At 60.2% G+C, this 23,414-nt stretch carries 21 protein-coding genes and 1 pseudogene; 10 read left to right on the top strand and 12 right to left on the bottom strand.

Going from position 1 to position 23,414, the window contains the following annotated elements; all coding sequences use genetic code 11:
* Positions 1-78 precede the first annotated feature (78 nt).
* Positions 79-2,364 (top strand): NADP-dependent malic enzyme, encoded by a 2,286-nt coding sequence (locus tag AC1DM5_RS14240; protein WP_477819090.1) that lies wholly within the window; start codon positions 79-81, stop codon positions 2,362-2,364.
* 45 nt (positions 2,365-2,409) lie between these two features.
* On the opposite strand, the gene AC1DM5_RS14235 is transcribed toward AC1DM5_RS14240, so the two are convergent.
* The 6 genes from AC1DM5_RS14235 to AC1DM5_RS14210 form a co-directional block, all read right to left on the bottom strand.
* Positions 2,410-3,045: a bleomycin resistance protein gene (locus AC1DM5_RS14235; RefSeq protein ID WP_477819089.1), complete on the bottom strand. Its 636-nt coding sequence runs from the start codon at positions 3,043-3,045 to the stop codon at positions 2,410-2,412.
* Positions 3,046-3,163: 118 nt separating this feature from the next.
* Positions 3,164-4,039 (bottom strand): l-ornithine N(alpha)-acyltransferase, encoded by an 876-nt coding sequence (olsB, locus tag AC1DM5_RS14230; RefSeq protein WP_477819088.1) that lies wholly within the window; start codon positions 4,037-4,039, stop codon positions 3,164-3,166.
* Positions 4,040-4,147: 108 nt separating this feature from the next.
* Positions 4,148-6,382, bottom strand: a complete 2,235-nt coding sequence (locus AC1DM5_RS14225) for a hybrid sensor histidine kinase/response regulator (protein ID WP_477975152.1) — start codon at positions 6,380-6,382, stop codon at positions 4,148-4,150.
* Between the two features lie 55 nt (positions 6,383-6,437).
* Positions 6,438-6,944, bottom strand: a complete 507-nt coding sequence (gene lspA / locus AC1DM5_RS14220) for a signal peptidase II (protein WP_113325060.1) — start codon at positions 6,942-6,944, stop codon at positions 6,438-6,440.
* Positions 6,941-7,798 carry a TrmH family RNA methyltransferase gene (locus tag AC1DM5_RS14215; RefSeq protein WP_477819086.1) on the bottom strand — a complete coding sequence of 286 codons (858 nt, stop codon included), beginning with the start codon at positions 7,796-7,798 and terminating at the stop codon, positions 6,941-6,943. The genes lspA and AC1DM5_RS14215 overlap by 4 nt, the downstream gene beginning before the upstream one ends.
* Entirely contained in the window at positions 7,795-8,892 is a 1,098-nt protein-coding gene (locus AC1DM5_RS14210; protein WP_477819085.1) for a class I SAM-dependent methyltransferase, read from the bottom strand. The genes AC1DM5_RS14215 and AC1DM5_RS14210 overlap by 4 nt, the downstream gene beginning before the upstream one ends.
* A 114-nt stretch (positions 8,893-9,006) precedes the next feature.
* Here AC1DM5_RS14210 and AC1DM5_RS14205 point away from each other — a divergent pair, with 114 nt between their 5' ends.
* Both AC1DM5_RS14205 and AC1DM5_RS14200 read left to right on the top strand, forming a co-directional pair.
* Positions 9,007-9,459: a CoxG family protein gene (locus AC1DM5_RS14205; protein WP_477819084.1), complete on the top strand. Its 453-nt coding sequence runs from the start codon at positions 9,007-9,009 to the stop codon at positions 9,457-9,459.
* A gap of 45 nt (positions 9,460-9,504) precedes the next feature.
* Positions 9,505-9,948, top strand: coding sequence for an N-acetyltransferase family protein (locus AC1DM5_RS14200; protein ID WP_477819083.1), 444 nt, complete (start codon positions 9,505-9,507; stop codon positions 9,946-9,948).
* A gap of 6 nt (positions 9,949-9,954) precedes the next feature.
* Here the strand turns inward: AC1DM5_RS14200 and AC1DM5_RS14195 are convergent, their stop codons facing one another.
* From AC1DM5_RS14195 to sppA, 3 genes are all read right to left on the bottom strand, one after another.
* Complete coding sequence (locus AC1DM5_RS14195; protein ID WP_037100920.1) at positions 9,955-10,287, bottom strand: LapA family protein; 333 nt, start codon at positions 10,285-10,287, stop codon at positions 9,955-9,957.
* A 100-nt stretch (positions 10,288-10,387) separates the two neighbouring features.
* Complete coding sequence (locus AC1DM5_RS14190; RefSeq protein ID WP_003544934.1) at positions 10,388-10,687, bottom strand: integration host factor subunit beta; 300 nt, start codon at positions 10,685-10,687, stop codon at positions 10,388-10,390.
* A gap of 30 nt (positions 10,688-10,717) precedes the next feature.
* Positions 10,718-11,668 carry a signal peptide peptidase SppA gene (sppA, locus tag AC1DM5_RS14185; protein WP_477819081.1) on the bottom strand — a complete coding sequence of 317 codons (951 nt, stop codon included), beginning with the start codon at positions 11,666-11,668 and terminating at the stop codon, positions 10,718-10,720.
* 223 nt (positions 11,669-11,891) lie between these two features.
* On the opposite strand from sppA, the gene lptC reads away from it, so the two are divergent.
* The 6 genes and pseudogenes from lptC to ptsN all read left to right on the top strand — a co-directional run bounded on the left by lptC (position 11,892) and on the right by ptsN (position 16,907).
* Complete coding sequence (gene lptC / locus AC1DM5_RS14180; RefSeq protein ID WP_477819080.1) at positions 11,892-12,557, top strand: LPS export ABC transporter periplasmic protein LptC; 666 nt, start codon at positions 11,892-11,894, stop codon at positions 12,555-12,557.
* A 13-nt stretch (positions 12,558-12,570) separates the two neighbouring features.
* Entirely contained in the window at positions 12,571-13,212 is a 642-nt protein-coding gene (locus AC1DM5_RS14175; RefSeq protein ID WP_477819079.1) for an LptA/OstA family protein, read from the top strand.
* Between the two features lie 16 nt (positions 13,213-13,228).
* Positions 13,229-14,029 (top strand): LPS export ABC transporter ATP-binding protein, encoded by an 801-nt coding sequence (gene lptB, locus AC1DM5_RS14170; protein WP_477819078.1) that lies wholly within the window; start codon positions 13,229-13,231, stop codon positions 14,027-14,029.
* A gap of 156 nt (positions 14,030-14,185) precedes the next feature.
* Entirely contained in the window at positions 14,186-15,736 is a 1,551-nt protein-coding gene (rpoN, locus tag AC1DM5_RS14165; RefSeq protein ID WP_477819077.1) for an RNA polymerase factor sigma-54, read from the top strand.
* A 323-nt stretch (positions 15,737-16,059) separates the two neighbouring features.
* Positions 16,060-16,374 (top strand): annotated as a pseudogene (gene hpf / locus AC1DM5_RS14160) (ribosome hibernation-promoting factor, HPF/YfiA family); the annotation flags it as partial.
* A 68-nt stretch (positions 16,375-16,442) separates the two neighbouring features.
* Complete coding sequence (ptsN, locus tag AC1DM5_RS14155; RefSeq protein ID WP_029868958.1) at positions 16,443-16,907, top strand: PTS IIA-like nitrogen regulatory protein PtsN; 465 nt, start codon at positions 16,443-16,445, stop codon at positions 16,905-16,907.
* Positions 16,908-16,985: 78 nt separating this feature from the next.
* Here the strand turns inward: ptsN and AC1DM5_RS14150 are convergent, their stop codons facing one another.
* The 3 genes from AC1DM5_RS14150 to AC1DM5_RS14140 form a co-directional block, all read right to left on the bottom strand.
* Entirely contained in the window at positions 16,986-19,304 is a 2,319-nt protein-coding gene (locus AC1DM5_RS14150; protein WP_477975150.1) for a methyl-accepting chemotaxis protein, read from the bottom strand.
* Positions 19,305-19,545: 241 nt separating this feature from the next.
* Positions 19,546-20,445, bottom strand: a complete 900-nt coding sequence (locus tag AC1DM5_RS14145) for a ribokinase (protein ID WP_477819075.1) — start codon at positions 20,443-20,445, stop codon at positions 19,546-19,548.
* Between the two features lie 44 nt (positions 20,446-20,489).
* Positions 20,490-21,713, bottom strand: coding sequence for a DNA recombination protein RmuC (locus tag AC1DM5_RS14140; RefSeq protein ID WP_477819074.1), 1,224 nt, complete (start codon positions 21,711-21,713; stop codon positions 20,490-20,492).
* A gap of 193 nt (positions 21,714-21,906) precedes the next feature.
* Between AC1DM5_RS14140 and AC1DM5_RS14135 the strand changes: the two genes are divergently transcribed.
* Entirely contained in the window at positions 21,907-23,406 is a 1,500-nt protein-coding gene (locus AC1DM5_RS14135) for a methyl-accepting chemotaxis protein (RefSeq protein WP_477975148.1), read from the top strand.
* Positions 23,407-23,414 lie beyond the last annotated feature (8 nt).

Raw genomic sequence — 23,414 nt, 5'->3', positions numbered from 1 at the left:
CCCTATCCGCGCGCCGCTATAGATGACAACAGCAATTGGGGAAGAGGAAAACGTCACCCACAGACGTTTGGAGGAGGCATGTCCCAGATGGAGAAGAAAGAACGGCCGGTGACCTCTGTTACCGATCAGGAAGCGCTCGAATTTCACGCGATGGGTCGGCCGGGCAAGCTGGAGATCAACCCGACCAAGCCGATGGCGACGCAGCGCGACCTCTCGCTGGCCTATTCTCCGGGTGTCGCGGTGCCGGTCAAAGCCATCGCCACCGATCCGGCCACGGCCTATGATTATACGACCCGCGGCAATATGGTTGCCGTCATTTCCAATGGCACGGCCATTCTCGGTCTCGGCAATCTCGGCGCGCTTGCCTCCAAGCCGGTCATGGAAGGCAAGTCAGTCCTCTTCAAGCGTTTCGCCGATGTCGATTCCATCGACCTTGAAGTCGATACGGAAAATGTCGACGAATTCATCAACTGCGTGCGTTTCCTCGGTCCGTCCTTCGGCGGCATCAATCTGGAAGACATCAAGGCGCCGGACTGTTTCGTCATCGAAAGCCGTCTGCGGGAGCTGATGGATATTCCTGTTTTCCATGACGATCAGCACGGCACCGCGATCATTGCCGCCGCCGGCCTCATCAACGCGCTGGAACTGACCGGCCGCGATCTCAAGACCACCAAGCTCGTCTGCAACGGTGCTGGCGCTGCCGCCATCGCCTGCGTCGAACTCATCAAGTCGATGGGTTTTGCGCCTGAGAACATCATCCTCTGCGATACCAAGGGCGTCATCTATCAGGGTCGTACCGAAGGCATGAACCAGTGGAAATCGGCGCATGCGGCAAAGACCGATACCCGCACGCTGGAAGAAGCCATGAAGGGCGCTGACGTCGTTTTCGGCCTGTCGCAGAAGGGCGCCTTCTCCGAGGAGATGATCAGCTCCATGGCCGACCGGCCGATCATCTTCGCCATGGCCAACCCTGACCCGGAAATTACGCCCGAGGAAGTTGCTCGTGTCCGTGACGACGCCATCATGGCGACGGGCCGTTCGGACTATCCGAACCAGGTCAACAACGTGCTGGGCTTTCCCTATATCTTCCGCGGCGCCCTCGATGTCCGCGCCTCGACAATCAATGATGCGATGAAGATTGCCGCTGTGAAGGCACTCGCCAGCCTTGCCCGTGAAGACGTGCCCGATGATGTTGCGGCCGCCTATCAGGGCAATCGTCCGCGTTTCGGTGCGCAATACATCATCCCGGTTCCCTTCGATCCGCGACTGATATCCGCCATTCCGGCCGCCGTTGCCGAAGCGGCGATCGAAAGCGGCGTCGCCCGCAAGATCATCACCGACATGGCTGGCTACAAGCGGGAGCTGTCGGCCCGCCGCGACCCGATCGCATCCACGCTCGCCAGCCTCTATGAGCGCGTGCGCCGCCATCCGAAGCGCGTGGTCTTTGCCGAGGCCGAGGAAGAGCAGGTGATGCGCGCCGCAATGTCTTACGCCAATCAGCAGCTTGGCACCGCGATCCTGCTCGGCCGCGAGGATCTGATCCGTGCAACGGCCGAACGCGCCGGCATCGACCTCAATCGTCCGGGCCTCGAGATCGTCAACGCCCGCATCTCGACCCGCGTCGAGGCCTATATCGATTATCTCTATGCCCGCCTGCAGCGGAAGGGCTACTTGCACCGCGATGCGCAGCGCCTGATCCATAATGACCGCAACCATTTCGCTGCCACCATGGTGGCGCTTGGCGATGCCGATGGCATGGTGACGGGCATCACCCGCAACTATTCGACGGCACTCGAAGATGTGCGCCGCTGCATCGACCATAAGCCGGGCCATCGAGTGATCGGCGTGTCGATCGCGCTTTGCCGCGGCCGCACGGTCTTCGTTGCCGACACTGCGGTTCACGATATGCCGACGGCCGAGGAGCTTGCCGATATTGCTGAGGAGGCCGCAGGTCTCGCGCGCCGCATGGGCTACCAGCCGCGCGTCGCGTTGCTCGCCTATTCCACCTTCGGGCATCCCTCGGGTGAACGTTCGGAGCGCGTCCGCGAAGCTGTGAAGATCCTCGACAAGCGTCGCGTCGATTTCGAGTATGATGGTGAAATGGCCGCCGACGTTGCCCTGAACCGTAAGGTGATGGAGCAATATCCCTTCTGCCGCCTCTCCGGTCCGGCCAACGTCCTCGTCATGCCGGCATTCCACTCGGCATCGATCTCGACGAAGATGCTGCAGGAACTCGGCGGCTCGACGGTCATCGGACCCATCCTCGTCGGCCTCGACAAGGCGGTGCAGATCACCTCGATGGGCGCCAAGGACAGCGATATCGTCAACATGGCTGCGATTGCGGCCTATGCTGCCGGCTCCTGATAAAGAAGAGAGCGGACCGCTCACGCGGTCTGCTCTCAGACCAGCCTAGCCCGCAAAAGCGATCAGATTTCCATCCCGATCGCATACGATGAATGTTCGTGCACCCCAGGGCTCCAGCCTCAGTGGCTGATGAAACGGAACGCCGTTTGCGGTGTATTCGAGAAACAGCGCCTTCACGTCATCAAGCGTAATCGTCGCCGAGAGGATATCCCTCTCGCGCTGGCGAAGCTCCGGATGGAAGGCAGGCATGTCAACGTGCCGGAGGTTAAGCCTCGCTGCACCGCGAACGACCTGTGCGTAAAAGGGTGGTTCGCCATAAACGAAGGCAAGAGCGAAGCCCAACTTCTGTGTGTAGAAATCGCAGGCGGCCTGGATATCGCTCACGAAAAGCTGCGGCTGGGCATCAAGCAACGTCGGTTGGGATGTGGATTTTTGTTCGGCTGTTGCACTCATGTCGGCGAAATCCTTTTTCAGCGCCGCCCAGCTTTCGAATCCCTCCTGTGCCGCCACGAGTTCCTGCGCATCCGCAAGCTTGAACTCAAGCTCGAGGATTTGCCGGTCACTGAGATGGCGGTAGCGGGCAAGCCAATAGCGGATTTCCGGTGCAACAGGATAATAACGATCCTGATGCCACCGTTTGAACCGCTTGGCTTTCTTCCGGAGATTCTCGAAATTCGGCATGGCGCAAGGTTTTGATGTTGTAGGCGGGCATAGCCCAGCCGGCACCATTGCCGATGCGCCCTACTGAAAACGCCGAAAGAGAATGAATTGACGAGGCACCGCCGTCAAGCGGCAGCCGTCAGCTTGCAAAACGGCCTGCGTCCGCACCGTAATAGTTGAGATACCGGTCGGAAATGCTTGATATCGGCAGCACGATCAGCACGTCGGTCGTGTTGAACGCCTGATCAACGACAGCGTGGGAGCCGACCATTGCGCCGAGGCGCAGGTAACCCTTGATGAGCGGCGGCAGCGCCATCAGTGCCCTTTTCGGATTGACACCTTCAGCCGGCATAAGGTCCATGTCGCGCGCCAGATGCGGCAGCGCGCCGACGGCCCATTCATCCTTGGCGAGTACGCTGTGATAGAGGAAGGAGAGAGCCAGCGCATGACTTTCCGGGTGAACGCCCGGGAAGGAGGCGCAGCCGAACATGGCGCTCATGCCGTGCTTCAGCGCATAGGCCCAATTACCCTGCCAGAGCAGTTCGACGATGCGCTTGGTGCGGTATTCCGGCAGCACGCAGGAGCGGCCAAGCTCCATGAAGCGCTTGTCGGGGTGGCGGGCAATGAGCTCGTTGATTGCAAATTCCGAAGCCGAGTAAAAACCGCCATTGGCCATGGCGACGTCCTGTCTGAGCAGGCGGTAGGTACCGACGATCTGGTCTTCGGCATCGCCCTCGATCGAGCGGTCGAGAACGAGAAGGTGGTCGCAGAAGGCGTCATAGGCATCGAAGTCCCGCTCGCGGCGCATGGCGTCCGCTGGCAGCTGAGCCTTCATTTCCTCGACGAAAACGCGGTAGCGCACGGCCTGCGCGGCATCGATCTCACGCGCGCTGCGGGCAAGGCGGGTCTCTAGATTGCCGATGCGGCCGAGAACATCGCCTTCCTTCGGGGCGGCAGCTGTCGAGGGCCGAGCGGCCTCGGCAGTAGCGTCACAATTAAGGATGTCAACAGACATGGCGATTCTCCCGTCTCCGGCCTATCACACGCCATAAAACACTTATGTACGACAGGAAAGTGACATACCGAATTTGTGCACGCAAGAAACGTGCCGTTTTCCCCAGCTTTAGCGCGCCTCAGCCCGGCGGGCTGAAAGAGCAACAACCGCCTGTACTTCGGTGAGCAGCCTGACCGGATCCACCGGCTTCACCATGACGCGATTGGCGCCGTTGAGCAAGACCTGTCGCCGCGATTCGTCGCTCTTGTCCGCAGTCAAAACGATGACCGGAACCGGTTGAAGATCGAGCCGACGTTCGTGTCCGCGCAGGCGTCCGAGCATGTCGATACCGTTGCCGCCGGGCATGGAAAGATCGCTGATGATGATGTCGGGCCTGTCGTCACCAAGCGCACAATCGAGCAGGGTTTCGAAATCATCCACATGCCTGACCGAGTGGCCGCCTTTTTCCAGCATGACGCGCACCAGCATGGCGTTGATCGGATCGTCCTCGCCGAGGAGGACCGAAAGGCCGTCGCCCACCGCCGTCCGTTCTGCAATGGACGGGCCGAGGCCGGGCTGGTTGTCGTTCAGCGCATCGCGCTTCTCCATGCCACGCATGCGTCCGCGCAGCACGTCGATCAGCGACTGCTCGCGCAGCGGCCGGATCAGCCACGCATCGAAGAGGTCGAGCGAATAGGAGTTCCGCTCTTCCGGATTGACGAGCAGCACTTTGCGCAGGCCGAGTGCCGCGATCTCCGTGCGATCGGCGATATGCAGCGAGAATTCCTCGGACATGCGGTGATCGACGATGATATCGGTCGGCCGGTCACCGCTGCGAGCGAGCGACAGCAAGCTTTCGCGCGCCGCCTCGCCGTCGGCGACGAGGTGGCAGCGCCCGCCGAGCGTCGTGATCGTCTCGGCAATCGCTCTGCGCGCTGCACCCGCCGGGGCAAGCAGCACGATGCTGTTTCCCGCCAGCAATGCATTCCGGCTGGCTTTATCCTCATCCGAAAGTTCGACGGGGAAACGGATGGTGAACTGGCTGCCCTTGCCCCTCTCGCTTGCAACTGTCAGTGAGCCGCCGAATTCGCGCATGATGCGGGCGGAGATTGCAAGGCCGAGGCCCGTGCCGTTGCTCTTCTGGGCAAGCGAGCCGCCCTGTTCGAATTCCCCGAATATGCGGGCCTGCTCCTCCGCCGTCATGCCAGGCCCGGTATCCGTCACGGATATCACCAACTCGCCGGCCGCCCTGGAGACGTGGATGAAGACACCGCCGGTCTGCGTGAATTTCACCGCATTGCCGATGACGTTGAAAAGCACCTGCCGCAGCCGCGCCGGATCGAAGCTCATCAGCTCCGGCACATCGGCGGAGACCGTGGCGCCGATCTCGATACCCTTTTCATGGGCGCGGTGCGCCAGCATTTCCACGACGCTTTCGACGAGCTTGCGCAGCGATTCCGACCGCGGGCGGAGCTGGAAACGGCCGACCTCGATGGTGGAGAAGTCGAGCAGATCCTCGACCAGCTGCGTCAACGCATGGCCGGACTGGCGGATGCTGGTCAGATAGTTCTGCTGTTCCTGCGTCAGCTTCGTTTCGGAAATCAGATGCGCCATGCCGAGAATGCCTGATAGAGGCGTGCGGATTTCGTGGCTGACCGTGGCGAGCAGCCGAGATTTGGCGGCGCTGTTATACTCGGCCTTCTGCCGCGCCTCCTCACGGCTTTCGGCGGCAAGCCGCTCTTCAGTCACGTCGCGTGCGATGCTCTGCAGAAGCAGGCGTCCGTTTGCCGGATCACGGGTCACGACATCTTGCCAGAGAAAGATGCGCTGTCCGGCCGGTGTTGAAATCTCCACATCGTATCGATGCGGTTGCGGGCCGGGACGGAAGGCGAGGCCGATCTCTTCACAGGTCTGGCCTTCAGGTTTGGCGCGCCCGGTCAGGTGGCGGAAGGTATCGTTGGCGCCGATGATGCGCCGGTCCATCATGCGGGTAACGACGATATCGCCGAGCACGTCATGGACCGTGCCGAGCAGACCGGTCGCATTGACACGTTCCGTCGTCTCCGGGCTACGGCCGCCGGGCCGGTTTCCGTTCCTGAAAAGAACAGCAAGATAGCCTGCAATCGCGGAGATCAGGATGAGGCCGAGGCCCGCCATGAGCGGCCCGCCCCAATGAGAAAGCAATAGCAGCAGGATCGCCGAAATGAGACCTGCTCCGCCGAGCCAATGGAAGAGCAATGGATGCAGGGAGCGAAGGGTAGCCGGCGACGTCAATTCACCCGCCGTCCGGCCTCGATAGGCCCTAACGGCGGCTCCGCCGAACGCGGCGGACAATCGTTCCTGTAGCTGCGCCATACTCTGCATGCAGTTCAGCTAACATATTGCCCGTTCCGAATGTTTTCAGGAATCCGCTAAAAATTTAGTGATCCGCCTTTTTCGGCTTCTGCAGCATCTCATCGAGAATGACGCAGCCGGCGCCGACAGTGATGAAACTGTCGGCGAGATTGAAGACAGCGAAAGACCAGGTTTCCGTGTGAAAGAGGATGTAGTCGATCACATGGCCATAGGCGAAACGGTCGATGAGATTGCCGATCGCCCCCGCAATGATGAGCGCATATCCGAGATGCGCCAGCCAGCGGTCTTTGGCCGTGCGATGCCAGAGATAAAGCACGAAGGCGACGATGATCAGACGCATGCCGACGATGAACCACCCATCCATGCCCGACAGCATCGAGAAGGCAACGCCGAGATTGTAGGTGCGGTAGAGCGCCAGCATCGGAATGACGGGAATGGCTTCCTGCAGCGGCAGATAGTGGTCGACGGCGATCTTGACGATCTGGTCGAGGATGACGGCGATCACGATGAAGATCAGGATCGGCAGCGGTCGCGAGAAGAGCGCCGGGCGTGCGGTCGCAAGATCAGTCATTTGCCCTCGGACAGTGAGAGGAGATGGCGGCGTGCCTCGAAAAGCATGACGGCGGTGGCAACGGCGAGATTGAGGGAATCGGCGCGGCCCTGCTGGGGAATGCGGGCAAGCGCATCGGCTTCCTTGGCAAGCTGGTCCGGCAGGCCGGATTGTTCGTTGCCCATCAACAGCACGACCGGTTTTTTCTTGTAATCGATCGTGCGGTAATCGACCGAGCCGGCAAGGTGGGTCGCAACGACGGAAACGCCGGCATGCTTCTTCCAGGCGGTGAATTCCTCTGCCGTCGCATGGGCAACCGGAACGGCAAAGACCGAGCCCATGGTGGCCCGCACCGTTTCCAGCGAGAAGGGATCGGTCGTCTCGCCGACAAGGATGACGCCGGAAGCGCCGGCCGCATCGGCTGTGCGGATGATCGTTCCGAGATTGCCGGGATCGCGCACGCGGTCGAGCGCTACCCAGGTCTCGCCATCCTTTGGCCTGATATCCCTAAGCTTCGTCCAGCGTGTTTCGAAAATGCCGACCACCATCTGCGGATTGTCGCGCCGGGTGATGGAGGAAATCACCTTCTCGTTGACTTCGAGCACGAGACCGCCGGATGCGACGGTCTTTGCTGCCATCTGTTCGACCAGCGGCTTGCCCTTGGCGGCCTTGGCATAGACAAGCGTGCGGATCGTCCAGCCGAGCTCGATCGCATCTATGACGAGCTTCAGCCCTTCGGCCATGAAGGTGCCGCTCTCTTCGCGCGACTTCTTGTTGGTCAGCGCCTTGATGTCCTTGATGATCGGATTGGCAAGCGAGGTGACTTCCTTCACATGCCCGACCTTGCGAGGGCCGCGATCGTGGAATTCGTTCATTTCGGCACCCAGCGGGAAAAGAGAGATGTGGAGAGTGCGCGGCCCGGCGTTTTACCGTCAAGGCCGGCCTCGCGGATGACGAGTTCGCCTGACTCGACGACGCCGCCTGCGCCGCGCATCGTCTCGCGCATCAGTTCATGGATGGAATAGAAGCTTGCCCGGATCGAATAGGCCGTCAGCACGAGGCCAACCGCCTTCGGCGACAGGATCTCGCGGCAGATATCCAGCATCAACGGCAGGTGCTCGAAAAGGTGCCAGACCTCGCCATTCGGACCGCGGCCGAATTTCGGCGGGTCGGTGAGGATAATGTCGTACTGGCTGCCGCGCCGTTCCTCACGCAGGATGAATTTCATCGCATCCTCGCAGATCCAGCGGATCGGCAGCTTTTCCATGCGTCCCAACGCCTGGTTTTCACGCGCCCAGCCGATCGCCTTCTTCGAGGCATCGACATGGGTGACTTCCGCACCGGCAGCCGCTGCGACCAGCGAGGCAACGCCCGTATAACCGAAAAGGTTCAGCACCTTCAGCGGCCGTCCGGCGCTTTCCACCTGTTGCTTCATCCAGCTCCAGTGAACGATCTGCTCTGGAAAGACCCCGACATGCCGGAAAGAGGTGAAGCGCCCGAAGAAATCGACACCGAGCAGGTTGAGCGGCCAGGTTTCGCCAAGCGCTTCCTTCGGAAAACGCCAGCGGCCGGTGCCTTCTTCATCCGTATCGCCGGTGAAGGCAGCATCGACCTTCTCCCAGACATGGGCGGGCAGCGACGGCTGCCAAAGCGCCTGTCCCTCCGGCCGCACGACCCGATAGGGGCCGTATTGTTCAAGCTTCTGGCCATTGCCGCTGTCGATCAGATGGAAATCGCCAGCACCCGTCGATTCCAGGATGACAGGTACGCGCTCTGCCGGCCGCTCGCCGTGGCGCGCCGTCAGCGGGCGTTCTATTACCGCTGGAACGGCTGCCGGTGGGCGCTGTTCGCGCGTTGGTGTCGCCTTAACGGGCGTCTTTTCCGGTTTTGTAGGCCGCACATCGGAGCGGCGTCCGCCGGAAGGGCCTGTCGCTACCTTCGCGCCAGGCCGGCGTTCTCTTTGTTTCAACGTGGTCTTCCGCGTCTTAATTCAATTGAGCCAGTGCAAATAGCATTCCGCCCGACCTTGGCAAAGCGCTTTCCCGTTATGATATGGTCAGATCATGGAAATGGGGAATTGCTGATGGACCTGATCGGGGAGGAGCGCATCGCCGCGCGGCGGGATGTCGTATGGGCGGCCATGAACGATCCCGATATCATCAGGCAATGCATTCCCGGCTGCCAGAGCGTGGAAAAGCTGTCGCCCACGCAATTCCTGGCAACCGTCAAAGTCGGCTTCGGCCTGTTTTCTGTGACGCTCCACGGCGAGATCAAGCTTTCGAATGTCGATGCGCCGCGCAGTTACACCATCGCCGCGGAAGGGCGGGGCGGCATTGCTGGTTTTGCCAGGGGCGAAGCCGACGTCACCTTGGTGGATGAGGGGCTGCACACCCTGCTGCGTTATAGTGCGGACGGCGATACGGGTGGCCGGATTGCCGAGCTCGGCGGCCGGCTGATCCGCACCACGCTGGAAAAGCTCGCGCGACGCTTCTGGGGGAGCTTCAATGCGGCCGTCATCGAAAAGGCCGTAAGCTAGGCACATGGGCTTGGCATCATCGATAATCCCTTTTACGCAAGACCGATGACCTGGAAAATCCGACCCAACTGCCCCGAAGACGCGATGCAGCTTGCCGATATCTACCTGTCCGTCCGACGCCAGACCTTTACCTGGGTCGATCCCGGCAAATTTCATCGGGAGGATTTTGCCGCCCATACCAACGGCGAGGTCGTTTCCGTCTGTGAGGGGGCTGACGGGAAAATAGCTGGTTTTATCTCGATCTGGGCGGCGGATGATTTCATCCACATGCTCTATATCCTGCCCGAATTCCAGGGCAAAGGCGCAGGAACCGCCCTGCTGCAATCGCTCCCCGGCTGGCCAGAGCATAACTATCGGCTGAAATGCCTCATCAACAACCGCGACGCCAAGGCCTTCTATCTGGCACATGGCTTTCAGGTCACCGGCAGAGGCGCCTCACCCGAAGGCGATTATGAAGAGCTGAGTTTCACTCCGGCGCCAGTGGAATAGCGGCAGTCACCGTGAGGGCAGTTGCCCGACGATCTCTTCCGCGCGCGTCTTGTGACGATCTGCTTCGCCCTGCCAGCGGATCGCCTCCTTGGCTTCGACGCGTGCGCGCTTGCGGTGCTTGCCCTGGTTGAACCAAGTCGCAGCAGAGCCCACCAGCATGCCGATGATGAAAGCGATCAGCAGGAAAACGAAGAACGGCGCGGCGAGCGAAAGAACCTGATCCTCCGGCCGAAACGGATTGAAGGCAAGCGTTACACTCTGCCGGTTGGCGACGCAGAAGATAATCAGGATGACACCAAGCGGCAGCAAAATCAAAAGGTTGATGATCTTCTTGGTCATGTCGGTCTCCGCGCCGGTTTAGCGAAGGCAAGCTTCGTGGACGCCAGAATAGAAGTGCGGCGGCGAAGTTCAAGTGCGGCTTGATGCCTGATGCCGAGGATCAATCCTCTTCGTCGGCCTGTCCCGGGTTCAGGCGCTCGCGCAGTTCCTTGCCGGTCTTGAAGAAGGGGACCCACTTCTCCTCGACGAAGACCGTATCGCCGGTGCGCGGGTTGCGGCCGGAGCGGGAAGGGCGGTTCTTTACGGAAAATGCACCGAAGCCGCGCAGTTCGACGCGGTTGCCGGCGGCAAGTGCATCAGTGATCTCGTCGAGGACCGCATTGACGATATTTTCGACATCGCGGTGGTAGAGATGCGGATTGCGTGCCGCAACAATCTGCACCAATTCGGACTTGATCACGGTCGCCCCCTTAAATTATTGATTTCTTATTCAATCCTGGCCAACCTGCCAAACTGAAAGCAGCCCGTCAAGAAGCAACTTTGGGGGCAGGATGCCGTTGAGATCCTGGCTTTTGACAAGATCACCATAACCAAGGATCGTAATCAACCGGGAAACAGCTCCAGCGAGCAAGAAGGGCGTGTTGCTCTTCTTGTCCCAGTCGACAACCGGCAGTTTGTCGCTGACGTTTCGGGAGGTCAGATAGGCGCGGATTTCGGGCTGTCCACCGACCGCATCGATGAGTTTCACCTTCAGCGCCTGCCGGCCCGTATAGATCGTTCCGTCGGCAAGTTTCAGCACCTCGTCATGCGGCAATTTGCGCCGGTCGGCAACGAGGTTGACGAACCAGTCGTAACTGTCGAGAACCATGTTGCGGATCATGGCCTTGGCTTCTTCACTGGTGTCGTGGAACGGCGAGGGTTCGGCCTTGAGCGGAGAGGATTTGATCTCCTGCAGCGAGACGCCGAGCTTGTCGAGCAGTGGCTGGATCTGCGGGTATTGGAAGATGACGCCGATCGAGCCGGTGATCGAGCTTTCGCCGGCGATGATCGTATCGCCGGCCGTCGCAATCATATAGCCGGCGGAGGCTGCAAGCGTCCTGACGTCGGAGACGACGGGCTTCTTTTCTGAAATCGCCCGGATCGCCTTGAAGATCTTTTCGCCGCCATAGGTCGTGCCGCCCGGCGAGGAGATCGAGATCACGACTGCCTTGACCTGATCATTGTCCTTGATCTTTTCCAGTCGCTCGAGCAGCTCATCATCATCGGTGATCAGGCCGGAGATCGTCACATGGGCGATATGGGGCCGCGCGGTGCTGCCTTCGCCGAAGGCAAAATTATAAAGCGCAAAGCCGAGCGCGACGAGCAGCACGACCGCGGCAAGGCGCCAGAAGCCAAGCCTGCGGCGCAGCAGCCGGCGGTCTGCGATGATCGAGCTGTCCATTCCAACCTCCAGAGACGAAACCCAACGGCGGTGCTCCGCCGCTGGGGAGATAAGGCGCGAGCTGCCGCGAGAAAATGCCCCGGGAACCTGCTATTTTCGGTTTAGTTGCTTGTTGCAGAAAAAAATCCATATTGGCAAGCCAATGTAATAATGCGAAACGAACTGTGATTGGCGCCCGGCATTGCTATATAAGCGGCACGATCATCATACACGGACCAGGCATATGCTCGATACCCTCAGGAACAACGGGAAGCCCGCATACGCGGGGCCAAAGGACAGCGCCTATGGCCTTGCCCGGTTCCATTCCGCGCGTGTCCGCCGCCTGAAGTTCTTGCTGCCGGGCGCAGCCCTCATCATTTCCCTTATCTTCATCGCCGTCTCGGTGATCCGCACTTACCTGCCGGAAACCATCAAGATCGAGGGCGCTAAAATTGAGAACGGTAAGGTCGTGATGGAAAAACCGGCAATCGCCGGCCGCAACTCCGATGGCATCAACTATTCGATGCTCGCCGAACGCGCGCTGCAGGATATCCGCAATCCCGACTTCATCACGCTGGAGACGATCAAGGCTGCCGTGCCGATGAATGACGGCTTGATGGCCCGCGTTACCGCGGCGACGGCGGATTTCAATCGTGCCACGGATAGCCTGCATATGACGGCACCGTTCACGCTCGTTTTGAGCAGCGGTCTCGTTGCGAATTTTCAGTCCGCCCATCTTGATATCAAGGGCGGAAACATGTCGACGGACGATCCCGTCAGAATTACCAAGGACAATGCTTCGATTGTTGCGCAGACCCTCAATATAACAGATAAGGGGCGCGTGATCACATTCGAGGGGAATGTTCGCATGAATGTTGATTCATCCTCCATCCATAAACAGGGCACCTAAAGAGCCGGGTCAAATGACAAAAGATCGTCGCATTTCAACTTGCAAGACTGGTGTAGCTTTCATCACCGGCGCGCTTGCCTTCGTCCTGTCGGTCGCGGGGGCGGCCGCCCAGTCGACGACGATGCCTGGCATGAAGCTTTCCAGCGATCAGCCGATCCAGATTGAAAGCAACAAGCTGGAAATCCACGATCAGGAACACACGGCGCTCTTCACCGGCGACGTCAAGGTCGTCCAGGGCACGACGACGCTGCAGGCCGGCAAAATGACAGTCTATTACAAGGACAAGGCGAAGCAGCCCGCAACGGGCGCCGCTGCAGCACCTGCTGCCCAGCCGGCCCCGGCCGCCGCAGAACAGTCGAATTCGCTTGCCTCGGGCAGTGCAGACATCGACAAGATCCTGGTGACCGACAAGGTTTACCTGACCTCGGGAACGCAGACGGCAACAGCCGATGATGGCAATTTCGACATGACCTCGCAGGTCTTTATCCTCACCGGCAAAAAGGTCGTGCTGACCGATGGCCCGAACGTCTTTACCGGCTGCCAGCTCACCGTTCACATGGCGACAGGCCAGGCAGAGCTTGAAAGCTGCGGTGGTCGTGTCCAGATTCAGCTCGACCCGAAATCGCAGCCGAGTCAGCAGCCAAAGCAGAACTGAGAAGTCGGCCTTTCACGTGAAGCTATTCTCCTTATCCACCAAGTCCGGCAGAGCCGCGACGGAAGCCGCGGCTCCGGTCGACAAGGCCCGTTATCAGGGAACGCTGATCGCACGCGGTCTGACCAAGACCTATGCGACGCGGCGTGTCGTCAACGGCGTTTCACTCGTGGTGCGGCGTGGTGAGGCTGTGGGTCTTCTGGGACCGAACGGCGCCGGTAAGACCACCTGTTTCTACATGATCACCGGCCTTGTGCCTGTTGACGAGGGAACGATCGAAATCGACGGCAACGACGTGACGACGATGCCCATGTATCGTCGCTCCCGCCTCGGCGTCGGGTACCTCCCGCAGGAAGCCTCGATCTTCCGCGGCCTGACGGTGGAGGAAAATATCCGCGCCGTTCTCGAGGTCCATGAAAGGGACAAGGCGGCGCGTGAGCGCAAGCTCGACGAACTGCTCGAGGAATTTCACATCGCGAAGCTCCGCAAGAGTGCCGCCGTGGCTCTCTCGGGCGGCGAACGCCGGCGCCTGGAAATTGCCCGCGCGCTTGCGACCGACCCGACCTTCATGCTGCTCGACGAGCCCTTTGCGGGTGTCGACCCAATCTCGGTTGCCGATATTCAGAACCTCGTGCATCATTTGACGGCACGCGGCATCGGCGTTCTCATCACCGACCACAATGTGCGTGAGACGCTGGGATTGATCGACCGGGCCTATATTATCCATGCCGGCGAAGTGCTGACCCATGGACGCGCGAACGATATCGTCAACAATCCGGAAGTGCGCCGGCTTTACTTGGGCGACAATTTCAGTCTCTGAACCAGTCCCGGACGACAGAAAATTGCGGCTGCGGCATAGGTTCCGCTTGACCAAGTAGGATAAAAAAGCAATTTTTGGGCCAACTCGGAATTCCGTGGCCTGAAATCTTGATCAGACGCGGTTTCCTGGAGGAGTCGAGGGAGTTTCGCGTCCGCCATGGCCCTGTCTGCCAATCTTTTTCTGCGACAGAACCAGTCCCTGGTGATGACACCGCAACTGATGCAATCCATCCAGTTGCTGCAGATGACGCATGTCGAACTCACTCAGTTCATCGCCCAGGAAGTGGAGAAGAACCCGCTTCTGGAACTTCCGTCGGGCGAGGGCGAGGCCGGCGAACGCGGCGAGGCTGCGGACGAACCATACCCCCAGCAAACGGATGATGCGGGTGACGGCGAATATGAGGATCGCGGCGAAACGCTGTCCGGCGACTGGTACGATAATGGCAGCTCAAGCCGGCTGAGTGACGAGCTGGATGCCAATTATACCAATGCCTTCCCCGATGACGGCGCGCCGCAGCGACTCGACGCACCGGAACTCATCAGCCAGTGGAAATCGATGCCGGGCAGCGCCGAAGGTGCTGACAGCAATTACGATCTTGATGATTTCGTCGCCGGTCAGGTCTCTTTGCGCGACCATCTTGCCCAGCAGATACCCTTCATATTGCCCGATATGGCCGATCGCCTGATTGCCCAGAATCTGGTCGATCAGCTCGACGATGCCGGCTATCTGCAGGCCGATGTCGCGGAAGCCGGCGAGCGTCTCGGTACCGATGCAGACGACATCGAGCGCGTGCTCTCAGCGCTGCAGACACTCGATCCGCCCGGCGTGTTCGCCCGTAGCCTTGCCGAATGCCTGGCGATCCAGCTTCGCCAGAAGGATCGTTTCGATCCCGCCATGCAGGCGCTGGTCGAAAACCTCGAACTGTTGGCGCGCCGCGACTTCGTCACCCTGAAGCGCCTCTGCGGCGTCGATGAGGAAGACCTGCTCGACATGCTCGCCGAAATCCGCCAACTCAATCCGAAGCCCGGCAGCGGCTTCGAGGCTGGCGTTTCAGAGGCGATCATGCCTGACGTCGTGGTTCGCCCCTCCTCGGATGGCGCCTGGCTGGTCGAGCTCAACCCGGATACGCTGCCGCGGGTCCTCGTCAATCAGTCCTATTTTTCGCGCGTCGCGAAGAACGGCGAGGATCACGCCTTCCTCTCCGAATGTCTGCAGAGCGCCAACTGGCTGACGCGCAGCCTGGATCAGCGCGCCAAGACCATCATGAAGGTCGCAAGCGAGATCGTGCGCCAGCAGGATGCCTTCCTCTTGCACGGCGTCGATCATCTGCGGCCGCTGAACCTGAAGACGGTGGCCGAGGCGATTAAGATGCATGAATCGACGGTCAGCCGTGTCACCTCGAATAAATACATGCTGACGCCGCGCGGCCTCTTCGAGCTGAAATACTTTTTCACGGTTTCGATTAGCGCCGTCGAGGGCGGTGACAGTCATTCGGCTGAAGCAGTTCGCCACAAGATCCGCACGCTGATCCTGCAGGAAAGCCCCGATGCGGTGCTCTCCGATGATGATATTGTCGATATGCTCAAGAAGGGCGGCATCGATCTCGCTCGTCGTACGGTCGCCAAATACCGCGAGGCGATGAACATCGCCTCTTCCGTCCAGCGCCGTAGGGAAAAGCGCGCACTGGCCAAGGTCGCTGGTTTCTGACTTGCACCGTCGGGGCGATCCAATGATCGCCGCTTGGAACCATTGATGGCGGAGACATCCCAATTTCATGGGATTTTCAATGCACGTTTTCCGCGTATGCTAGACCTCGCTGTGCCGGGCTATTGACTTTCCGGGAGGCTGTCGCTAGAAGCCCGCCGCAATCGGAGCAGCGAAGGGCATCCGGGCATTATCCCCATCATCCTCAAGGCACCAAGGACACGCAGACTTGAGCTCATCTTGCTTGAGATTGCGCGAAGTGCTTGGATGAGGTTGAGGCTTGGCGTAAACTGATACTCGCAAACTACCATAAGAAGGGAAACTCCATGAGTGTGCGTGTATCCGGTAAACATATGGAAATTGGTGACTCCTTCCGTCAAAAGATCGAGGACCAAATCGGTTTGGCCGTCACGAAATACTTCGACGGGGGATATTCCGGTCAGGTGATCGTGGAGAAGTCGAACTCCCGTTTTTCCGCCGATTGCAAGCTTCATCTCGATAGCGGCGTCGTGTTGCATGCGGCAGGCGAGGCCATGGATCCGCAGATTGCCTTTGATGCGGCATCCGAGCGTATCGAGAAGCGGCTGCGCCGCTACAAGCGGAAGCTCAAGGATCACCATGCCGGAAATCATCTGAACGGTAACGGCTTTGCAGGCGCAGGGCGCCGCTCCCCCGGATCCCGTGCTCTCGGCGACAGAAGGAAAAAGAAATGGCATTGGCAGATTTGCTGCACCAGGATGCGATCATTCCCGCCCTCAGGGTAAATTCCAAGAAACAGTTGCTTCAGGAATTGGCAGCAAAAGCCTCCAGGACTACGGGGCTTTCCGAACGGGAAATCTTCGATGTGATCCTGCAGCGCGAACGCTTGGGCTCGACCGGTGTCGGCAACGGCATCGCCATCCCCCACGGCAAGCTCGTCAATATCCACTCCATCGTCGGTATCTTCGCCCGGCTGGAACAGCCCGTCGATTTCGAAGCGCTGGACGACCAGCCGGTCGATCTGGTGTTTCTGCTTCTGGCGCCGGAAGGCGCCGGTGCCGATCATCTCAAGGCGCTTTCGCGCATCGCCCGCGTTCTGCGCGACCACGATCTGGTCGCCAAGCTGCGCGCGACCGATTCCGCTTCAGCGATTTATGCCTTCCTCAATGAAGAGCAGACGTCGAACGCTGCCTGACGGTTGAGACGATCTACCCGGAATGCAAGAAAGGCGCCTGATCGCTCAGGCGCCTTTTTCTTGTCATGCGATGAGCGATCAGAACTCTTCCCAATTGTCCTGGGCAACAGCGGCTGAGCCGCGAGACTGTGCAACGGCCCGGCGCGGTGCCGGAGCAGCCGGTGCGCGCATCTGCTGTGCGGTGGAGCGCAGTGTTGCCGCGACATTTCCCCGGCCAGCGACGCGGAAGCGGGTGACCAGTGTCTTCAGCGTCTGAGCCTCGTCGTTCAGCGTCACGCTGGCTGCAGTGGTTTCTTCCACCATCGCGGCGTTCTGCTGCGTGACTTGGTCCATCTGGTTCACGGCCTGGTTGATTTCCTTCAGGCCGATGGCCTGTTCGCTGGCCGAGGCCGAGATCTGACGGATAAGGCCGTTGATGCCCATCACCTGCTCGGCAATCTTGTGCAGCGTCTCGCCGGCGCGGCCGACGAGATCGACGCCTTCCTTGACCTGGACGGCCGAGGTGTTGATGAGTGTCTTGATCTCCTTGGCGGCATTCGCCGAACGCTGAGCGAGTTCCCGGACTTCCTGTGCGACGACTGCAAAGCCCTTGCCTGCTTCACCGGCGCGGGCCGCTTCGACACCGGCGTTCAGAGCCAGAAGATTCGTCTGGAAGGCGATCTCGTCGATAACACCGATGATGCGCGAAACTTCCGTCGAGGACTGTTCGATACCGTGCATGGAGGCAATCGCCTTCTGCACCACTTCACCTGATTTCTCGGCGTCTTCGCAAGCGAGATTGACGTTGTCAGCTGCGGTGCGGGCGTTCTCGGCGCTGGAATTGACCTGGGCGGTCAGCTCGTTGAGCGCCGCTGCCGTCTCTTCCAGACTTGCCGCCTGCTGCTCGGTGCGCTTGGCAAGGTCGGAGGCGCTGTTGCTGATCTCGCCCGTACCGGAGCCGATATTGACGACGCTGAGGCTCATCGTGTTGATGGTTTCCTCGAGGCTTGCCAGAGCGGCATTGAAGTCCTGCTTCAACTTGCCGTATTCGCCGGGGAATTCCTCTGTAATGCGGTGGCCCAGATTGCCCTGTGACAATTCGGAAAGGCCTGCACCGACGATCGAGACGACGTGACGCTGCAGGTTGACCGATTGTTGGCGTTCCGATTCCGAGCGACCGCGTTCGGTTTCGGCGGCAAGGCGCTGGTTGTCGGCCTCGGTTTCGAGACGCCGCGTATCGGCAAGCGCGAAGCGGAAGCCTTCGAGAGCCTTGGCGACCGAGCCGATTTCATCGGCACGGTTCTGGCCGGCAACCGTTTCGTCGTATTTTCCGTCGCTCAGCGCCTTGACGCTGGAAACGAGGCCAGCGAGCGGACGCTGAACAAGCGCACGGACGGCGAAGTAGAGGGCGAGCAGCACGGCGCCGAGCACGATGATGCCGTTGATGACCATCATGAAGGTCTGGTCCTGAACCGGGGCATTCATCGCCGTGTGCGGGACGTCGACCAGCACGACCCAGTTGGCGTTCAGGCCGGGAACTGCGAAGGGATAGACGACGCGGTCGAAAGGATCGAGGCCGTCGAAGCTGAGGTTCTTGACGAGGCCGACCTTCATGGACGAAAGCGCAGCCTTTACGTCAGCCGAGCCAGGATTGTCGCCATAAGGCTTCGACATCAGGTCGGGGGTCGGAGCGACGATCCAGTTGCCGTTCTGGGCGATCAGCGTCACACGGCCAGAGCCGAAGGGGCGCAGCGCCTGCACCTTGTCGGTGAGCGACTTCAGCGAAATATCGACGCCTTCAACACCGATCATCTTGCCGCCGGACATGACCGGATAGGCAATCGAAGTCAGCAGCGTCGGGACGTCGGTGCCTTCTGCGAGGTAGGGCGCTGTGATCGCGCCCTTGCCGCTGTCGGCGGCAAGCTTCCACCATTCGGCGGTGTAATCGTTATCGAAGGTCGAGAACTGGATGTCGCCGGTCCTGTTCTTCGACCAGTAGGGCGTGAAGGCGCCGACCTTGTTGGTGCCTTCGTCATTATTGTTGGCGATTTCCGTGGTCTTGCCGTCGAAGGCGCCAAGCTGCTCGCAGAACCAGCTGCCGAAGGCGAAAGCGTTCTGTTCGAGATTGGCCTTCAGAACGCTGATGATGCCCTTGCGGTCGAGGATCTTGCCTTCATGCCCGCGTCCAACGACGCCCGACATGGTGCGGGCAGCACTCGCAAGCTCGCCGACATTGGCAGCAATCTCGTTGGCGATCGACTTGGCTTCCGAATTGGCCTGATCCAGCGTCAGGGTCTGGACGCGGCTACGGGTCTGGTCAATGAGGAAGAGGTTCGAAACGACAAGCACCAGTGCAATGGCGGCACCGGTAATGACGATGAGCTTCGCCGCAAGCGATTTCATTCTGAAAATGAACATAGGTTCCTCGGGGCAAGGACGCACCGAAGGGCCATTCTCCGGCGCAGCGGGTAAGGCAGGCTCTATCATGGAGCAGCCATGGGGGTTGACCGCCTCGAAGATGAACGAGGTGGCGATCGCCCGAAGGATCGCCAGAAACCTCTTAAATTTGAATGAAATTCGCTATGTTTCGGCAGCAAATCCGGAATGCCACCCCAAAACTAGGGGTGGCTTTTCATCGATTGTTCGCGGCTGGACTGGACTATATTCTGTCTGCGACTTCGGCGGCCAGCGGAATGGAGGGCTGAGCCCCCGGCTTCAGGCAGGCGAGCGAGCCGGCGGCCGCTGCACGGCGCAGCGCCGAGTTGAAATCCAGTCCCTCATCGAGGCTTGCTGCGAAGTAGCCGCAGAACGTATCGCCGGCGCCGACAGTATCGACAGGTTCAATGACAAGCCCCAGCGCGTGGGAAATCTGGCCATCCCGAATCGCAATCACGCCATCGCCGCCGAGCGTAACGATCAGCGTCTGACCAGTTTCCGCATGCAGCCGCTCCAACGCCGCCTCACGGTCGCCGGCAGTCATGTTCTCCTGTCCAGCCAGTCGCTCGAACTCGGTTTCATTGGCAATGACGATATCGGCCAGTCGCCCGAGACGCGGCGCATCCGGAATAAGCGGCGCGAGATTGAGAATGCTGGTGATGCCCTTGGCGCGAGAGGCAGCAAGCGCGCGCTCGACCGCCTCGACGGGAACTTCGAGCTGCAGCATGAGGATATCGCCCTCGTTCATGGCATTGACGGCAGCCTCGGCATTGTCGCCGCTCACCTTTCCGTTCGCGCCGGGAATGACCGCGATCATGTTCTCGCCGTCGCCGCCAACGAGAATGAGAGCCGTGCCTGTCGGCCCCTCGACATGGTTGACGAGGGAAAGGTCGGTGCCTGCGCCGTCGAGCAGTTCAAGGGCGCCCTCGGCAAAGGCATCCTTGCCGACAGCGCCCGCCATATGGACATAGCGGCCTGCTCGCCGGGCGGCGAGCGCCTGATTGGCGCCTTTGCCGCCGGCAGCCGTTGCAAAGCTGTTGCCGGCAACTGTTTCGCCGGGCTTCGGCAGGCGCTCGGTGGTGGCGATAAGGTCCATATTGATGGAGCCAAAAACTGTGATCATGGCATGTCCGTCCCTTGCTTTGGGCCGCGACACTGCCGAAGCGATCACTCCTCGTCAACCACCCTGAGCTTGAGCAACCCAGTTCGGCTTTCGACGGATTTCGCCGCCGGCTCGTTCTCGCGGGCCGGCTTGCTGTCGCCGCTTGCTTCGAACTCCAGCGCCTCGATCTTCGCACCGCGCTTGGTGAGCTTGTCCGCTGAGGTGATGATCTGGTCCACGTCGCGCTGCGTCTGGGAAAAATGTCCCTGCAGCTTGCGTACGCGCTCGTCGAGCCGGCCGAGATCGTCCATGAGAAGGGCGACTTCTCCCTGGATGACATGCGCCTGCGCCCGCATGCGCTGGTCTTTGAGCACGGCCTGAATGACCTGGATTGACAGCATCAAGAGCGAAGGCGAAACGATAACGATGCGCGCGCGGTGCGCCTTCTGCACGATCCCTTCGAAATTTTCGTGAATTTCAGCGAAGATCGATTCCGAGGGAACGAAGAGGAAAGCCGTCTCCTGCGTCTCGCCCTGGATCAGATATTTCTCGGAAATATCCTTGATGTGAACTTCCATGTCACGGCGAAACTGCTGACCAGCAAGCTTACCGGCGTCCGCGCCGCCTGCATCGCGGATCGCGTTCCACGCCTCGAGCGGAAATTTGGCATCGATGACGAGCGGCGGTGCGCCATTCGGCATCCTGATCGTGCAGTCCGGTCGCGAGCCGTTGGAAAGCGTCTGCTGGAAGGCATAGGCGCCCATCGGCAGGCCATCGGCGACGATCGTTTCCATGCGCGACTGGCCGAAAGCCCCACGCGTCTGCTTGTTGGAAAGAATAGCCTGCAGTCCGACGACATCCTTGGCGAGCGTCTGGATATTGTTCTGGGCAACATCGATCACCGCCAGGCGCTCCTGCAGCTTCTGCAGGTTGTCATGCGTTGATTTCGTCTGCTCGGTCAACGTCGAGCTCATGCGCTGTGACATGCCGTCAAGGCGCTGGTTGATCGCATGATTGAGCTCGGCCTGCCGTGCACCGAAGACTTCCGTCATGGTCGAGATGCGCCCCTGCATCTCCGCCTGTATTTTCAGAAGTTCTGCCATGCGCGCCTCGCTTTCGGCGGCGCGAAGATTGGCCTCTTCAGCTTCCTCGCGACGAATGCCGGCATTGCGCAACGCAAACACGATTGTCACGAGAATGAGAACGGCGAGTGTACCGCCAGCAAGTGCAAGCACGCCGGGGCTCAGTATCGGCAGGGAAATGGTGAGTGAGTCGGATGTCATGGTCATGCTGCACCATAACAAAATAAGCGGCAATATCCAGATCAAAACGTGAACAATCCGCGCCGTATCACCAATACGAGCGACGCTAATTTGCTGTAACGGAAGAAAAATCAGCCGCGCACTTAACGATTGCTAAACCATATTCGCCAAATCTGGCGCTGCAATTTCCCTCCGCATTCGCGCCAGATAGAGATCCCCCATGACTTCCCACCAGACCGACAATGCCCTCAGGCAGCGCCTCGACTTCATTGAGCTTGACGATGAGGCGCGCAAGAACCTGCGGGAGATGCGGCCGGCGATCTCGGAGCTTCTCGGCGGCGCACTCGACAAGTTCTACAGCAAGCTCGCAAAGACCCCGGCGGTCGCAGGCTTCTTCTCCAACAAGGCCCATATGGGCCACGCCAAGAAGCGCCAGCAGGAACATTGGGGCAATCTTTCGGGCGGCAATTTCGATGAAAGCTATGTGAATGGCGTTACTGCCGTCGGCCGCACCCATGCCCGCATCGGCCTGGAGCCGCGCTGGTATATCGGCGGCTATGCGCTTGTCATGTCGGAGCTCGTCCGTGGCCTCATGGAAAAGCAGTGGCCATCGCTCTTTGCCCGCCAGCAGGGAAAGGCGCTTGCCGAAAAGCTGACCGCCGTCATCAAGGCGGCGATGCTCGACATGGATTATTCCATCTCCGTCTATCTGGAAGCGCTCGAGGAAAAGCGCCACACGCTGGAAGAAGAACGCGCCCGCTCAGAAGCTGATCAGGCGCTGGCACTGGAACATCTGCGCCGCGGCCTTGAAGCACTGTCGCGCGGCGATCTGGAAGCGACCCTTCCTGCCGATCTGCCCGGCAATTTTCGCCAAATGGCCGAAGACTATAACAGGGCCGTCAACGCTCTTCGCGAATCTTTCACGTCTGTCCGCACCACGTCCGGCCACATTCTCGAAGGTGCCGATGTGATGTCCAAGGCGACAGACGATCTCGCCTTGCGCACCGCGCAGCAGGCAGCCGGCGTCGAAGAAAGCTCGGCTGCGCTGCAGCAGCTCTCCGTCAGCGTCAGCCAGACCGCCGCCAACGCCGAAAAGGCGTCCGGTGCCGTGCGCGAAACGCAGGAGAAAGCCAAGAATTCCGGCGAACTCGTCACCAGCGCCGTTTCGGCCATGGCGGGTATCGAGAAGTCCTCCACCGAGATTGCCAAGATCATCGGCGTCATCGATGAGATCGCCTTCCAGACCAACCTGCTGGCACTGAATGCCGGCGTCGAAGCTGCGCGTGCCGGTGATGCCGGTAAGGGCTTTGCGGTCGTCGCACAGGAAGTCCGTCAGCTTGCCCAGCGCACCGCCGATGCCGCCAAGGCGATCAAGAATCTGATCTCCGAAAGCTCGACACAGGTGAACGAGGGCGTCAGCATCGTCAGCAGCACCGGTGAGGCGCTGAGCGACATGATCAGCCGTATCGACATCATCAATAGCTTCGTCGCCGATATTGCGGCTGCCGCTCGCGATCAGGCGACCGGCGTCAACGAGGTGAGCGTGGCGATCCGCAACATGGACACGATCACCCAGCAGAATTCCGGCATGGTCGAGCGTACGTCTGCCGAAACCCGCAGGCTGAAGGATGGGGTCGAGAACCTCATCGAACTGTTGCAGCGTTTCCGCGCTCGTGCTGAAGGTCGGCAGGTTGCCGGTACCGCCCGCCGCGCGGCCTGAATAATCCA

This window comes from Rhizobium sp. 01T437, from assembly GCF_056398505.1.
The sequence above is the reverse complement of the archived record's forward strand: the minus strand, read 5'-3'. Positions and strand labels throughout refer to the sequence as shown.